Genomic DNA, 13,496 nt, shown 5'->3' on the forward strand with positions numbered 1-13,496 from the left:
AGCCAAGGTTGGGTTTGGCAGTCCAAAACCCACGGTCAGACTGGCGTCAGGACGTAACCGATGCCCCGCACAGCGCGTAGTGGGAGCGCTTCGCCAGATTCGGAAATCACCTTCCGGCGCAGCCGGTGGACCAGCATTTCAAGGCGATGCGGGTCGAAGTCGTGCAGGTCAAGCGTGAGCTGCGTCGTGATGGTCGCGCGGGTGACGGCTTCGCTCGCCGATGCGAAGAGCAGGTGCAGCAGCATGCGTTCGGCTTGGGTCAATGGCACCCTGCGCCCGCTTGGAGCGACCACGCACCAACCCTCAAGGTCCAACTGCCACCCGGTGGCAGCAGGTCGGGTCGGCGGGGCAGTGGTCTCCGCGATCCGTCGCAGGACGCTCCGTACAGTGGCGGCCAGCACGCCGATGTCGACCGGCTTGGTGATGTAGGCATCCGCGCCCAGGTCCAACCCGCGGGCCTGATCCTGGTCCGAACGCAGACGTCCCGTCAGCATGATGATGCCGGCGTTTGTCAGCGTCCGGAGGTTGCGCGCCAGAGTGAAGCCGTCCTCGTCAGGTAGACCGACGTCGAGGATATACATCGAGTAGTCCCGCGACAGCATGCTGCGGTAGGCCTCAATGGCACTACCGACCCCGACCGTGACGAAGCCGGCGTCATGCAGGCCGGGCCTCAGGATTTCGTCACGCAATTCGGCGTCGTCCTCCACCACGAGGATCACCTGTCTGTCGTCAACCACGTCGTTGTCCTCTTGTCCCCGGCATGCAGTGCCGCTGTCACCGCATTAGACTTGCCGTCCCGCATCCTGATGCGCCGCTCGCACCAGTTTCCGCTCTACTCATCCTACGCGGGATTGCGCGTGCCCCCGGCTCGAATGCCCGCTCTGTGATACCCGTCACTTGTATGTCGTGTGTGCAGGAATGCAGGAGGATCGGGCAACGGCCGGCCTGCTGTAGAGTCGCTCCCTCGGCTGCATCCGAGCATGACGAGGGGCGTTCATGAGTACTGTTCTGCCTGCACCAATTCGCTGGATAGGCAATCCATGGCGGGCGTTGTCGGGGTGGCTGTCGCGCGCGCCCATCGACGGTCTGGTCGACCGGCGCAATGCGCCCATGCTGCAGGTCTTGTTGCTGTTGCTGGCGTTCACGCCCCCGTTGATGTGGCTGTATCGCATCTTTGGCGCCGACACCCCATGGCGGCCAGGTGAGACCGCCAGCCTGGTCACCAGCATCGTCATCAGCGTCTTCGCCCTGTTCGATCTGTGGCTGGTACGGCGCGGCCGCTTCCAGGGTGCGGTGCGATTGCTGATGGTGGTGCTCGCGGTCGGGACACTGCTGGGTTACCTCGGCAGCGGATTCGGCGCCAGTCGCTACGAACAGCCGATCCAGGCCGTGTGGCTGATCATCGCCGGACTGGTGATCGGCCGGCGTGCGTTGTGGTTGATGTACGGCTGGATGGTGCTGGCGTTCGCCGTTGGCAGCGTGGTGGATTTCCGTGCCATGGACAACGGCGACGCCGCGTTGGTCGCGGCCGTTGATTGCATCATCGCCGCGTTGATCTTCCTGTTCATCGCGATCGTGGTCGACCGCACGGTGGCCGCACTGCGCGAGAGCCTGCAGGCGGCAACGCTGCGCGGGGATGAACTCACTAGCAGCAACGAGCGACTGCAAGCCGAGATCCTCGAGCGCGAGCGCATCCACGGACAATTGATTCACGCCCAGAAGGTCGAGGCGGTAGGTCGGCTGGCCAGCGGGTTGGCGCACGACTTCAACCACCTGCTCGGACTGATCATCGGGCATGCGGAGCGGGGCCGGCGCGACGATAGCGACCCCGAGTCGCAGAGGAAGGCATTGGCAGGAGTGGAGTCGGCTGCACGCCGTGCGACCGCGATCAGCCAGAAGCTGCTGAACTTCAGCAGACGCGATGTCGCGATGCCGGAAACCTTCGATGCCAGCCAGGCGCTGCGTGACATGCAGCCGATGCTGCGGCAACTGTTCGACCCGACGGTGGCGATCCGGATGGACGTGCCGGAGCAGTCGCTGCCGATCCGCTTCGACCACGCGCAGTTCGACCTGATGATCCTCAACATTGCGGCCAACGCCAACCAGGCGATGGCCGACGGCGGCACTTTCCACGTCGAGCTGCATCCGCCAGCGGCGAAGGATCGGCTGGCGCTCGGCCTGCGCGACACCGGCCATGGCATGGACGAAGCTACCCGAGCGCGCGTGTTCGAAGCCTTCTTCACCACTCGGCCGGCGGGGCAGGGCACCGGGCTGGGCCTGGCCGTCGCCCACGACCTCATTGTCGATGCCGGCGGCTGGATTGAGGTGGACAGCATGCCCGGGGAGGGCACCACGGTCCGGATTGAACTGCCGCTGGAAGCGTCCACCGTGCCATCGCTTGATGCGGATTTGAGCCGTGTACCCTGACGAGCCGTCCTTGCGACGGCGGCTGACGAAGGTCCCCCATGGGTGCTACACAGCCTAGAATGTAGCTCTCGGTTAACAAAAAACCTCCGGAAACTCCCGTAAGTGGCCGAGAACGTGACCCCTGACAATGAGGCTGAAAGCTTGATAGGTCGGGGAAGAGCCCGCTATGAGGCATCGCTGCGTCTTTCCGTCGCCCCGATGATGGACTGGACCGATACCCATTGCCGGGTGTTCCATCGTCTGCTCGCGCCGCATGCGCGGCTGTACACCGAGATGGTCCACGCCAATGCGGTGATCCACGGCAGCAAGACCGAGGAGGGCCGTGCACGGTTGCTGGCGCTCGATCCGGTCGAGCATCCGGTCGCCCTGCAACTGGGTGGCAGCGAGCCGGCACTGCTGGCCCAGGCGGCGCGGATCGGGGCCGATATCGGCTTCGATGAGGTCAACCTCAATTGCGGCTGTCCCTCCGACAGGGTCCAGGCCGGACGCTTCGGCGCGTGCCTGATGCGCGAGCCGGCGCTGGTCGCCGCTTCGGTCGCGGCAATGGTTGACGCGTGCAGCGTGCCGGTGACGGTGAAGTGCCGGCTCGGGGTCGATGATGACCACGACTACGAGCGCTTCCGCGCCTTCATCGACGAGGTTGCCGCCGCGGGCTGCCGGATGTTCGTGGTGCATGCGCGCAATGCCTGGCTCAAGGGCCTGTCGCCAAAGGAGAACCGCGAGGTGCCGCCGCTGCGTTACGACTGGGCGTACCGGATCAAGCGCGAGCGGCCCGACCTGCAGGTGATCGTCAACGGCGGCATCAACGAGGCGACCGAGGCGGGCGCGCACCTGGACCACGTCGACGGCGCGATGCTCGGCCGCGCCGCGTATCACGATCCCTACCTGCTGCACCGGCTCGACGCCGCCTGGTTTGGTGGTGAGGTGCGCCCGCGTGCCGAGCTGTTGCGCCAGTTCAGGCCCTACGTCGAGAGCCAGCTTGAGCGCGGCGTCTATCTCAAGCACATTACCCGCCACCTGCTTGGCCTGTTTGCCGGTCAACGCGGCGGTCGGGCGTTCCGCCAGGTGCTCAGCGAGGGCGCACACAAGCCCGGCGCCGACTGGGGGCTGGTCGGGCGCGCGCTGACGGTCACCGAGTCGTTCCAGTCCGATGCCGCCACGGCCTGACCCTTCCTCTATCGCCTGGGCCTGCAAGGGGGCGCTGCGCTGCTGCGTGGGCGAGATCTATTGACGATGGGCGTCAATGCCCGGCGATACTGAACGGGACCGGGATGTGAAGAAAAAGTTCAGACCGGATTCACCGCCTCGTCACGAGAATGCAAGGCCCTCATCCAGTTGGCTGCGCCTGTTGCGCGGCCCCGGAGCGTCATGTCCCGCCGCGTCGTCATCTTCGCCTCGTTGATTGCCTTCATTGCCACGGCGATGGCGGGCGGTGATGCGTTGGCGCAGCGTACCCGTGACAAGGCGCGCGAGTCGGACCGGGCGGGTATCGAGCGCGGTCAGGCCAGACCGACGCAACGTCGCAGCCACGACAACGAGCGCGTCGCAGACCAGCGCGCGTTGTCCGAGGCCGTGCGTCGGGTCGAACGACGGACCGACGGCGAGGTGATCAGCGCCGAGCGGGTGCCGTACGATGGGCGTGACATCAATCGCATCAAGATCGTCGACTCCAACGGGCGCGTCCGCGTGTATGTTGATGATCCGCGCAATCACGCTGCGCAGGGCGATTGACTGCGTACACGCCACGACAACAACTGAACAGCCATCCTGCGTCGTAACCTCCCCTGTTCAGGGCAGCCGACAGCACCCAAGGAGTAACCATGCGAATCCTGCTGGTAGAAGATGAAGCGCCGTTGCGCGAAACCTTGGCCGCGCGCCTCAAGCGCGAAGGCTATGCGGTGGACGCCGCGCAGGACGGAGAGGAGGGCCTGTACATGGGCCGTGAGGTGCCGTTCGACCTGGGCATCATCGACCTTGGCCTGCCCAGGATGTCGGGGATGGAGTTGATCAAGGCGCTGCGCGACGAGGGCAAGAAATTTCCGGTATTGATCCTCACCGCTCGATCGAGCTGGCAGGACAAGGTCGAGGGGCTGAAGCAGGGCGCGGACGATTACCTGGTCAAGCCATTCCATGTAGAAGAGCTGCTGGCGCGCATCAACGCGCTGGTGCGCCGCGCCGCGGGCTGGAGCAAACCCACCCTTGAGTGTGGCCCGGTAAGCCTGGACCTGGCCGCGCAGACGGTAAGCGTGGACGAGGTCAATGTCGATCTCACCAGCTATGAATACAAGGTGCTGGAATACCTGATGATGCATGCCGGCGAGCTGGTGTCCAAGGCTGACCTGACCGAGCACATCTACCAGCAGGACTTCGATCGTGACTCCAATGTGCTGGAAGTCTTCATCGGGCGGCTGCGCAAGAAGCTTGATCCCGAAGGCAGCCTGAAACCGATCGAGACCGTGCGCGGTCGGGGTTACCGCTTCGCCATCCCGCGCAGCGGCGAATAACCGCGCACCGGCGGTCACCCGCGCACGATGAGTCGGACCCAGCCGCGTTCGCTGCAGGCACGCCAACTGTTGGCCGCCAGCCTGGGCCTGGTGGCCTTCCTCGCCCTGGCCGGTGTCGCGCTCGATCGCGCGTTCCTGGAAACGGCGGAAAGCAACCTGTACCAGCGCATGCGCAGTTATGCCCTGGCGTATGCCGACAGCGACTTTGCCCGTGACGGCACGTTCATCCCGCCTTACATGCCACCGGACCCGCGTTTCGAGCGTCCGGGCAGTGGCCTGTACGCGGAAGTGGTATTGCCCAATGGCAGATGGGACTCCTCGTCCTCGGTCGGTCCGGTATTGCCCGATGGGAACCTGCTGGATGCGCGCCGGGAGACCTTCGAAGGGCCACTGCAGATCACCGAGATCAATGGGCAGCCCGGACAGGCGTATCGCTATGGGCGTGGCCTGATCTACGCCGGTGGCGATGACCCGCGCGCCGAGTTCCCTTACACGATCTATATCCTGGAAGACACCACCGCGTTGAGCCGCCAAGTGGAGGTGTTCCGCGAAGCCTTGTGGCGGTATCTCGGTGGGGCAGGCCTGGTCTTGCTATTGCTGCAAGGGCTGGTCCTGCGTTGGAGCCTGCATCCGCTGCGACGGGTGATCGAGGAACTCAAGCGGGTCCAGCGTGGCGCGATGTCGCGCATGAGCGAGCGCCACCCGCGCGAGCTGGAGCCGCTGGCCGAGAGCATCAACGCCTTTATCGAAAGTGAGCGCGAGAACCTCGATCAGCAGCGAAATACCCTGGCCGATCTCGCCCACAGCCTCAAGACACCGCTGGCGGTGCTGCGTGCGCGGCTGGAAGACGACGCGCCGGAGACCGAGCTGCGCGAGGACGTACTCACTCAACTGCAACGGATGAACGACCTGGTCTCCTATCAGCTTGCTCGCGCCGCATCCGGTGGCCATGCGCTGTTCTCGGCGCCGTTGGACATCGAGCCGCACGCCGAGCAACTGGTGCGCAGCCTGGAAAAGGTCTACGCGCACAAAAGCGTGTTGTGCGAGTTCGACATCGCCGAGGGAGTCCAGTTCAACGGCGAGCCCGGCGACCTGATGGAGTTGCTGGGCAATCTGTTGGAGAACGCATTCAAATGGGCCGATTCACGTGTGTTGCTGACCGTCAAGGCCGGTGGGGATGCGCCCAATCGCCGCCCTGGGGTGGTGATTGCGGTGGAAGACGATGGGCCGGGGATTGCGCCGGAGCAGGTTGCGCTGGTTTTGCAGCGCGGCGTGCGCGGCGACGAGCGGGTGCAAGGCCACGGCATTGGCCTGGCCATCGTGCAGGACATCGTGCGTGCCTATCGCGGGACCCTGGACGTGGCTGAATCCGCAGAGCTCGGCGGCGCCCGTTTCGAGATCCAGTTGCCTCCCCGCTTGTAGGCAAGCATGCGGTAAGCCGGGATGCCGTAAACGGGTGCGCTGTGCCCCGGCGCTATCGCGCAAACGGCGACGGGCCATAGAACCGCACCAGGTGTGCGGCCACCGCCGGCATCGCACGCGCCAGGCTTGCCGGGTCGCTGAAGTGGTACTCGGTCGCCACCGCGAAGAATTCTTCCGGAGCCTGCGCCGCATAGGCATCGATCGCGGTCTCCCGGCCAGCGTCGACCTGGGCGACCAATGTGTCGAAAGCGGCCTGGAAATCGCGCGCCCACTCGCGTTGCCAGCGACGCGGCAGCGGCGGGGTGCCGTCAAGCACGCCGTCGAGGACATCGATCTTGTGGGCGATCTCATGCGCCGCCACGCAGTAGCCGGCGCGCGGATCGGCGCAGTCCGCCATCACGTCCGCCCACGAGAGAATTACCGGACCGGCATCCCAGGCCTCGCCGATCAACTCGTCCTGCCATTGGTGCAAAACCCCGGCCGCGTCGATGTGGCTGCGCTCGACCCGGAACGCGTCCGGATACATGATCAGTTGCGACCAACCCTGCAGGCCTTGCTCGCCGAACTCGATCAATGGCAGGCAGCACAGCGTCGCCAGCAGGCAGCGATCCGCCGGGCCCAGCTGCAGCGTGTCGATGGGGGTGATGGTCTTGGTGCGCAGGAAGCGCGACGCCAGCTGCCGCAACCGTGCCTCGCGTGGCGCATCCAGTCCGGCCAGCCATGGCAATGCGGCGCGGGTTTCGCGCCACAAGACGGGGTCAATCGGGTCGGCAGGGCGCCATAAGCGACGCAGCAAATTGCTCAAGGATCAACGAAACATGCCCGGCACGAAGCTGTGCAACCGGATCGACGGCGAACGGTTGGAGGGGGTCTCGGTCTGGATGCCGGGCTTGATCTTGATGGTCTCGCTGCGGGCTGGAGTGCTGAGATGCATGGCCGGAGCGATCTCATCGGAATGCTGGCTGATGCCGTCATCCGGGCAGCCACCACCGTCGGGCGAGCTCATCTTGACCTCGCGCGCAGCCACGGTCGAACTAATCAGAAGCAACAGTAAGCACAGGGCGATCCGCAACATCTTGGAAACCTCGGCGCAGCGGGATTCTGATCCCGTCGATCCCCGACTATAACGCGAAAACCCGTGGGGTGTAGCAGCATCATGTTGCATCGCAACATGACAACGGTGGGGTGCCCGTGAGCCGGCACTGGTGCGCGTTCGCGCATAATCGAGCCATGTCTCCTTCCGTCCGTTCCTGTCGCCGGCCATTCGCTGTGCGGCCAAATCGCCCGGCAGCGGTGGCGCGCTGATGGACGAGCGGGCGTTGTTGAAGCGGTTGATCCAGGGGCCGGTATCGGGCGATGCGCTGGCACGCGACGGCGGCCAGACCCGCGCCGCGGTCTGGAAGCGCATTGAGGCGTTGCGCCGGGCCGGGGTGGCGATCGATGCCAAGCCGGGCCGTGGTTACCAGCTGGTCGGGCCGTTGGACCTGCTCGATAGCGACGCCATCATCGCGGGGCTGTCGGCGCCGGTGCGCGCGCGAATGGCGTCGTTGGAGCTGGCCTGGACGCTGGATTCGACCAACAGCGAATTGCTGCGCCGACCGTGCGCGGAAGACGGCGGCGCCACCGTGTTGCTGGCCGAGCGCCAGACCGGGGGCCGAGGCCGCCGCGGGCGGGATTGGCATTCGCCACTTGCCGCCCACCTGTATCTGTCGTTGTCGCGCGGCTTCACCGGTGGCCTGGCACGGCTCGGCGGCCTCAGCCTGGCGGCGGGGATTGCCAGTGTCGATGCGCTGCATGGACTGGGCTTCCGTCAGGTTCGCCTGAAATGGCCCAACGACCTGGTCGTGGCGGGACCCGACGGAAGCCTGCGCAAACTGGGAGGGCTGCTGGTCGAGGGAGGTGGCGAACACGCCGGACCGGTGCGGGCGGTGATCGGGCTGGGGCTGAACGTGCGCATGCCCGACGGCGACGCGAGCCGGGTCGATCAGCCCTGGTGCGATCTGTCCGGGTTACAGCAATCACCTTCGCGAAACGCCGTGGCTTCCGCATTGGTGGCAGAACTGGTGACAACGTTGGACGCCTTCGACCGCAGCGGACTGGGGCCGTTGTTGCCGCGCTACGCCGCGATGGATGCACTGGCAGGCGAAGCCATCATCTTGCGCGGCGAAGGCTGCGAGCAGACCGGCACGGCGATCGGCTTGGCGGCGGACGGTGCGTTGCGCGTACGGCTGGACGATGGCAGCGAGAAGTCGTTCCATTCCGGTGACGTCAGCGTGCGCCGGATCGGCGCCGACTGATGGTGCCAACCCCGCACTCGCCGCGACGTTGGCTGTTCGACCTGGGCAACAGCCGGCTCAAGTGCGCGCCGATGGAAGACGACGGCAGTGCCGGTGAGGTCGTCGCGATCGATCATCGTAACGACAACCTGGTTGCCGAGCTGGAGCGGCGCCTGCCCTCGCACATACCGGTCGCCTACCTGGCCAGCGTCGCCTCCGACGAATTGCGGGTGACCCTGTTGCAGGCGCTGTCGCCGCGGTGTGGGCGGATATCGATCGCCCGCACCTCGCGCGGTCGGCATGGGCTTCGAGTGGCCTACGCGGATCCCTCGCGGTTGGGTGTGGACCGGTTCCTGGCCATGCTCGCCACGCATGCACGCGGTGATGGTGCGGCGTTGGTGTGCGCGGTCGGTACCGCCTTGACCATCGACCTGATGGATGCCGAGGGGCTGCATCGCGGGGGCCGCATTGCCGCCTCGCCGAGCTTGATGCGCGAGGCCCTGCATCGGCGCGCACGGCAGTTGCCGGAGACGGGCGGGAATTATATCGAGTTCGCCGACGACACCCTCGACGCGCTGGTTTCCGGTTGCGAGGGCGCGGCGTTGGGGCTGATCGAGCGCAGCCTGGCCATGGCCCGTGAACAGTTGGACGTCGCTCCCACCTTGTACCTGCACGGCGGCGGCGCGCCGGCATTGTTGCCACGACTGCCGCAGGCGCGTTGGGTGCCACGGCTGGTACTGGACGGGCTTGCCCACTGGGCGCGGGTCGAGGATCCCGCCTGACCTCGCGCTGCGGCAAGGGATCGATACAATCGGCGGATGCTGATTCGCGCACTTGCCGTCCTTCTGGTGGTCCTCAACCTTGGCGTCGCCCTGTGGTGGGCGCTGCGTGTGCCTGCGCCCGCCGACGCGCCTGTCATTGCGGCCGGTGTCGCCCGTTTGCAACTGGTGACGGGGACACGGGCCGATCCAGCGATTGTCCAGGTGCCCTCGTCCGCGTCAGCGCAGCAGGTCCCGGCCGAGCCCAGCCAATGCGTTCGCTTTGGGCCATTCGCCGATGCCGGGGCGGCCAGGCAGGCGCAGTTTCGCCTGCAACCGCAGCTGCTGCGTGCCCGGACCCGCAGCTTGTCCGCGGGCACTCCACGCAGCTGGCAGGTGCTGCTGCCCCCATTGCCGAGCCGGGATGAAGCGCAGGACACCGCCAAGCGTGTGCTCGCCGCCGGCTTCAAGGACTACTACGTGATCGGTGACGGTGGCCAGGCCAATGCCATCTCGCTGGGATTGTTCGGCGGCGAGTCTTCGGCGCGCCAGCACGCCGCCAGGGTGGTCGCCGCCGGGTTTGCCGCGCGCGTCATCCCCATCGGCGCGGGACCGGCTGAGCACTGGCTGGACGCAGGCGCCGGGGAAGCATTTGACCCCGTCGACGCACAGGCAGTGATCGACGCCCCCCGCGTCGAGCCGATCGACTGCGAGGTGTTTGATGCCGACCTGCCGGCCGTATCGTCGGCCACGGATCAACCGACCCCGCCGCCGCGTTAGAATGACCGATTCGCCGGCTTAGCTCAGTTGGTAGAGCAACCGCCTTGTAAGCGGTAGGTCGTCAGTTCGACTCTGACAGCCGGCACCAAGTTCTGGAGGCACCATGAACCGTACCTATCGACCCGTCTCGATCATTGGCGCGCCCACGGACGTCGGGGCAGGGGACCGGGGGGCCCGGTTGGGGCCGGAGGCGCTGAGGATTGCCGGGATCGGCGAGGCACTGACGGCGCGCGGGATCGACGTGCTCGACCGCGGCAACCTGGAAGGCCCGCGCAACCCGTGGCAGGGGCCGGTCAATGGTTACCGCCACCTGCCTGAAGTCACCGAATGGAACCGGCTGGTAATGGAGGCGGTGCATGCCGAACTTGCCGCTGGCCGGATGCCGATCATGCTGGGCGGTGATCACGTCCTGGGCCTGGGCTCGGTGACGGCGGTCGCCCGTCATTGCCGCGAGACCGGCAAGACCTTGCGCCTGCTCTGGCTTGACGCCCATGCCGACTTCAATACCAGCGATGTCACTCCCACCGGCAACACCCATGGCATGCCGGTGTCCTGCCTGTGTGGGTTGGGCCCGCGCGAGTTGACCCACCTGGGGGGCGATGCGCCGGCGATCCAGCCGTCGATGGTTCGCCAGATTGGGATCCGCTCCGTTGACGAAGGCGAGAAGCAACTGGTCAAGAAGCATGGCCTGGACGTCTACGACATGCGTTACATCGATGAGGTCGGGATGAAGCAGGTCATGGAAGAGGCGCTGGACGGGATGGACGACAACACCCACCTGCACGTCAGCTTCGATGTCGACTTCCTGGATCCCAGCGTCGCGCCTGGCGTGGGCACCACCGTGCCGGGTGGCCCGACCTACCGCGAGGCGCAACTGGTGATGGAGATGATTGCCGACAGTGGGCGCATGGCGTCGCTGGATATCGTGGAACTCAACCCGATCCTGGACCGGGACAACATGACCGCGCTGGTCGCCGTCGACCTGGTGGAAAGCCTGTTTGGCAAATCCACCCTGATGCGCGGCTGAGCGAGCGCGGCCCGGGTTTTCTGAACGGTTACCGCAGCGGCCGCTGTTGGATTGGTCGCCGACCCCTTGCGGTGCACGCAGGCTTCACATGCCTTCGCGATGATGGTTTCACGGCTGCAGACAACGAGCGCGGCCCAATGTGTAACTGGATCATCTGTCCCGAGGAGAAACCCATGAAGCGATTGATTGCATTGATGTTGTTGTCCCTGTTTTCGATGGGCACCCTGACCGCCTGCCACACGATGGCCGGTGTGGGTGAAGACGTGCAGAAGGCCGGTGATGCAATTGAAGATGAGGCGGAAGGTCACATCGATTGCGATACCTCGACAGAGTGCTGATCGGTCGATTCGATTAGCAGGTTCGCTGCAAAAAGCCGGAGCAATCCGGCTTTTTGCATTTGCGGCAACGGGAGTTTTCACCGACGCCTGCGCTCGTCATCAGCAGATAACGCAACCGTGACGCGGCTTGAACGGGCCGACGACAATACTGGCGTCGCAGTGCTACGGCACTGTCAGCTCTTCCCTTCCCCCAAAAAGCGAGGACAACATCCATGAACAAGGACATCATCTCCGGCAAGTGGACCCAGCTCAAAGGCAAGGCGCAAGCCAAATGGGGCGACCTGACCGACGACGTTTTCGATGTCGCCGAAGGTAACGCCGACTACCTGTCGGGCAAGTTGCAGGAGAAATACGGTTACGACCGCGAACGTGCGGACCAGGAAGTGAAGGACTTCAGCCAGACCCTGGGCTGATCAGACAAGGGCCACGGGGCAACGAGGGTCGTGGTAACTACAGACGGGCCGGGAAACCGGCCCGTTTTCGTTGCGTCGCTCTACGTGGGCGCGAGTGGCCGTCGGTAAAAACCCGCTGCGGGTAAACTGGTCGGCCGTACTCCCAGTCGACTCACCATGCAGCACTCCCGCGTCCTCACCGGCATCACCACTTCTGGCACGCCGCACCTGGGCAACTACGTTGGCGCGATCCGCCCCGCCGTTGCTGCCAGCCGTATCGTCGGGGTGGAAAGCTTCTACTTCCTCGCCGATTACCATGCCCTGATCAAGGTGCAGGATCCGGCGCGGGTGCAGCGTTCAACCCTGGAGATCGCCGCGACCTGGCTGGCGTGTGGCCTGGAGCCGGACAAGGTCTGGTTCTACCGGCAATCCGACGTGCCCGAAACCACCGAGTTGACCTGGCTGCTGACCTGCGTTGCCGGCAAGGGGCTGCTCAACCGTGCCCACGCCTACAAGGCATCGGTCGACAAGAACCGCGAGACCGATGAGGACGACGATGCCGGGATCACCGCCGGCTTGTTCATGTACCCGGTGCTGATGGCGGCCGATATCCTGCTGTTCAACGCGCACAAGGTGCCGGTCGGCCGCGACCAGATCCAGCACATCGAGATGGCGCGCGACATCGGCCAGCGGTTCAACCATCTATATGGCGCGCCGATGGGTCGCGAGTATTTCACCTTGCCCGAGGCGCAGATCGAGGAGCAGGTAGCGACCCTGCCCGGCCTCGATGGTCGCAAGATGAGCAAGAGCTACGACAACACGATTCCGTTGTTCACTCCGCGTGCGCAATTGAAGAAGCTGATCTATTCGATCGTCACTGACTCGCGCGCACCCGGCGAGCCCAAGGATGCCGACGGCTCCAACGTGTTCCAGCTTTACCAGGCGTTCGCCTCCCCGGCGGAGACCGAGGCGATGCGCCAGGCGTTTGTCGACGGCATCGCCTGGGGCGAGGCCAAGCAGGCGCTATTCGAGCGTATCGATGCCGAGGTGGCGCCGCTGCGTGAGAAGTACGAAACGCTGATGGCGAAGCCGGCGGAGATCGAGGCGATCCTGCGCGATGGAGCGGCGCGCCTGCGAGTGGAGCGCGCCGCACCGGCACTGGCAACCCTGCGCGAGGCGGTCGGTTTGCGTGACCTGTCAAAGGCGTCTGCCGAAGCCGTCGGCAAGCTTGCCGTGAAGGGCGTGCTGCCGTCGCTCAAGCAGTATCGCGAAGGCGATGGCAGGTTTTATTTCAAGCTGGTCGATGGCGACCGCGTGCTGCTGCAAAGCGCGGGCTTTGATTCGCCGAAGGACGCCGGGCAGCGCATTGCTGCGCTCAAGCGCGAAGGTTTCGGGGGGGGCGATGCAACGCTGATGCTGGTCGATGGCGTGAGCGCCGACGAGGTCAGGGCGTCGCTCGGTCAGCTCGCCGCGGCCGAGGCCGACAAGGTCGCTGCAAGGAGCACCTGAGAGTGCCGGCCGTTATCCCCGCCGAAGCGGAGATAACGGCGTGGCGGTTTGAAACTCCGCGGT

At 65.5% G+C, this 13,496-nt stretch carries 15 protein-coding genes and 1 tRNA gene; 13 read left to right on the plus strand and 3 right to left on the minus strand.

The features are described 5' to 3' along the window. Window positions 1–35: 35 nt before the first annotated feature. Window positions 36–737 (minus strand): response regulator transcription factor, encoded by a 702-nt coding sequence (locus tag ACW7G1_RS02580; RefSeq protein ID WP_456978207.1) that lies wholly within the window; start codon window positions 735–737, stop codon window positions 36–38. Window positions 738–996: 259 nt separating this feature from the next. On the opposite strand from ACW7G1_RS02580, the gene ACW7G1_RS02585 reads away from it, so the two are divergent. The 5 genes from ACW7G1_RS02585 to ACW7G1_RS02605 all read left to right on the plus strand — a co-directional run bounded on the left by ACW7G1_RS02585 (window position 997) and on the right by ACW7G1_RS02605 (window position 6,353). Then, a complete protein-coding gene (locus ACW7G1_RS02585) occupies window positions 997–2,427 on the plus strand; it encodes a sensor histidine kinase (protein WP_456978208.1) in 1,431 nt (476 codons plus the stop codon). Window positions 2,428–2,571: 144 nt separating this feature from the next. Further along, window positions 2,572–3,594, plus strand: coding sequence for a tRNA dihydrouridine(20/20a) synthase DusA (gene dusA, locus ACW7G1_RS02590; protein ID WP_456978815.1), 1,023 nt, complete (start codon window positions 2,572–2,574; stop codon window positions 3,592–3,594). Window positions 3,595–3,795: 201 nt separating this feature from the next. Beyond that, a complete protein-coding gene (locus ACW7G1_RS02595; protein ID WP_456978209.1) occupies window positions 3,796–4,158 on the plus strand; it encodes a PepSY domain-containing protein in 363 nt (120 codons plus the stop codon). Window positions 4,159–4,247: 89 nt separating this feature from the next. Next, window positions 4,248–4,931, plus strand: coding sequence for a response regulator transcription factor (locus ACW7G1_RS02600; protein WP_456962492.1), 684 nt, complete (start codon window positions 4,248–4,250; stop codon window positions 4,929–4,931). A 27-nt stretch (window positions 4,932–4,958) separates the two neighbouring features. Further along, window positions 4,959–6,353, plus strand: coding sequence for an ATP-binding protein (locus ACW7G1_RS02605; protein WP_456978210.1), 1,395 nt, complete (start codon window positions 4,959–4,961; stop codon window positions 6,351–6,353). Window positions 6,354–6,405: 52 nt separating this feature from the next. Here ACW7G1_RS02605 and ACW7G1_RS02610 read toward each other — a convergent pair whose 3' ends face one another. Together ACW7G1_RS02610 and ACW7G1_RS02615 are read right to left on the minus strand one after the other, a co-directional pair. Further along, a complete protein-coding gene (locus ACW7G1_RS02610; protein ID WP_456978211.1) occupies window positions 6,406–7,158 on the minus strand; it encodes a M90 family metallopeptidase in 753 nt (250 codons plus the stop codon). A 3-nt stretch (window positions 7,159–7,161) separates the two neighbouring features. Further along, window positions 7,162–7,428 carry a hypothetical protein gene (locus ACW7G1_RS02615; protein WP_456978212.1) on the minus strand — a complete coding sequence of 89 codons (267 nt, stop codon included), beginning with the start codon at window positions 7,426–7,428 and terminating at the stop codon, window positions 7,162–7,164. 229 nt (window positions 7,429–7,657) lie between these two features. Here ACW7G1_RS02615 and ACW7G1_RS02620 point away from each other — a divergent pair, with 229 nt between their 5' ends. From ACW7G1_RS02620 to ACW7G1_RS02655, 8 genes are all read left to right on the plus strand, one after another. Next, window positions 7,658–8,650: a biotin--[acetyl-CoA-carboxylase] ligase gene (locus ACW7G1_RS02620; RefSeq protein ID WP_456978213.1), complete on the plus strand. Its 993-nt coding sequence runs from the start codon at window positions 7,658–7,660 to the stop codon at window positions 8,648–8,650. After that, a complete protein-coding gene (locus ACW7G1_RS02625) occupies window positions 8,650–9,411 on the plus strand; it encodes a type III pantothenate kinase (protein ID WP_456978214.1) in 762 nt (253 codons plus the stop codon). The genes ACW7G1_RS02620 and ACW7G1_RS02625 overlap by 1 nt, the downstream gene beginning before the upstream one ends. Window positions 9,412–9,447: 36 nt before the next feature. Next, window positions 9,448–10,167, plus strand: coding sequence for a hypothetical protein (locus ACW7G1_RS02630; protein WP_456978215.1), 720 nt, complete (start codon window positions 9,448–9,450; stop codon window positions 10,165–10,167). Window positions 10,168–10,179: 12 nt separating this feature from the next. After that, a tRNA-Thr gene (locus ACW7G1_RS02635) sits at window positions 10,180–10,255 on the plus strand. A 15-nt stretch (window positions 10,256–10,270) separates the two neighbouring features. After that, complete coding sequence (gene rocF / locus ACW7G1_RS02640) at window positions 10,271–11,194, plus strand: arginase (RefSeq protein ID WP_456978216.1); 924 nt, start codon at window positions 10,271–10,273, stop codon at window positions 11,192–11,194. Between the two features lie 173 nt (window positions 11,195–11,367). Next, window positions 11,368–11,532, plus strand: coding sequence for an entericidin A/B family lipoprotein (locus ACW7G1_RS02645; protein ID WP_456978217.1), 165 nt, complete (start codon window positions 11,368–11,370; stop codon window positions 11,530–11,532). Window positions 11,533–11,744: 212 nt separating this feature from the next. Continuing rightward, on the plus strand, window positions 11,745–11,945 hold the full coding sequence (locus ACW7G1_RS02650; RefSeq protein WP_456978218.1) for a CsbD family protein: 201 nt from the start codon (window positions 11,745–11,747) through the stop codon (window positions 11,943–11,945). A gap of 156 nt (window positions 11,946–12,101) precedes the next feature. Beyond that, window positions 12,102–13,433, plus strand: a complete 1,332-nt coding sequence (locus ACW7G1_RS02655; RefSeq protein ID WP_456978219.1) for a tryptophan--tRNA ligase — start codon at window positions 12,102–12,104, stop codon at window positions 13,431–13,433. Window positions 13,434–13,496: the final 63 nt, after the last annotated feature.

It is taken from the genome of Lysobacter sp. A378 (assembly GCF_054052125.1).

Bases quoted from the DNA above. Each gene is read 5' to 3' on its own strand.
- ACW7G1_RS02585 (WP_456978208.1), top strand. From the start codon at position 997: ATGAGTACTGTTCTGCCTGCACCAATTCGCTGGATAGGCAATCCATGG.
- ACW7G1_RS02620 (WP_456978213.1), top strand. From the start codon at position 7,658: ATGGACGAGCGGGCGTTGTTGAAGCGGTTGATCCAGGGGCCGGTATCG.
- ACW7G1_RS02615 (WP_456978212.1), bottom strand. From the start codon at position 7,428: ATGTTGCGGATCGCCCTGTGCTTACTGTTGCTTCTGATTAGTTCGACC.
- ACW7G1_RS02645 (WP_456978217.1), top strand. From the start codon at position 11,368: ATGAAGCGATTGATTGCATTGATGTTGTTGTCCCTGTTTTCGATGGGC.
- rocF (WP_456978216.1), top strand. From the start codon at position 10,271: ATGAACCGTACCTATCGACCCGTCTCGATCATTGGCGCGCCCACGGAC.
- ACW7G1_RS02600 (WP_456962492.1), top strand. From the start codon at position 4,248: ATGCGAATCCTGCTGGTAGAAGATGAAGCGCCGTTGCGCGAAACCTTG.
- ACW7G1_RS02625 (WP_456978214.1), top strand. From the start codon at position 8,650: ATGGTGCCAACCCCGCACTCGCCGCGACGTTGGCTGTTCGACCTGGGC.
- ACW7G1_RS02605 (WP_456978210.1), top strand. From the start codon at position 4,959: ATGAGTCGGACCCAGCCGCGTTCGCTGCAGGCACGCCAACTGTTGGCC.
- ACW7G1_RS02655 (WP_456978219.1), top strand. From the start codon at position 12,102: ATGCAGCACTCCCGCGTCCTCACCGGCATCACCACTTCTGGCACGCCG.
- ACW7G1_RS02595 (WP_456978209.1), top strand. From the start codon at position 3,796: ATGTCCCGCCGCGTCGTCATCTTCGCCTCGTTGATTGCCTTCATTGCC.
- ACW7G1_RS02630 (WP_456978215.1), top strand. From the start codon at position 9,448: ATGCTGATTCGCGCACTTGCCGTCCTTCTGGTGGTCCTCAACCTTGGC.
- ACW7G1_RS02650 (WP_456978218.1), top strand. From the start codon at position 11,745: ATGAACAAGGACATCATCTCCGGCAAGTGGACCCAGCTCAAAGGCAAG.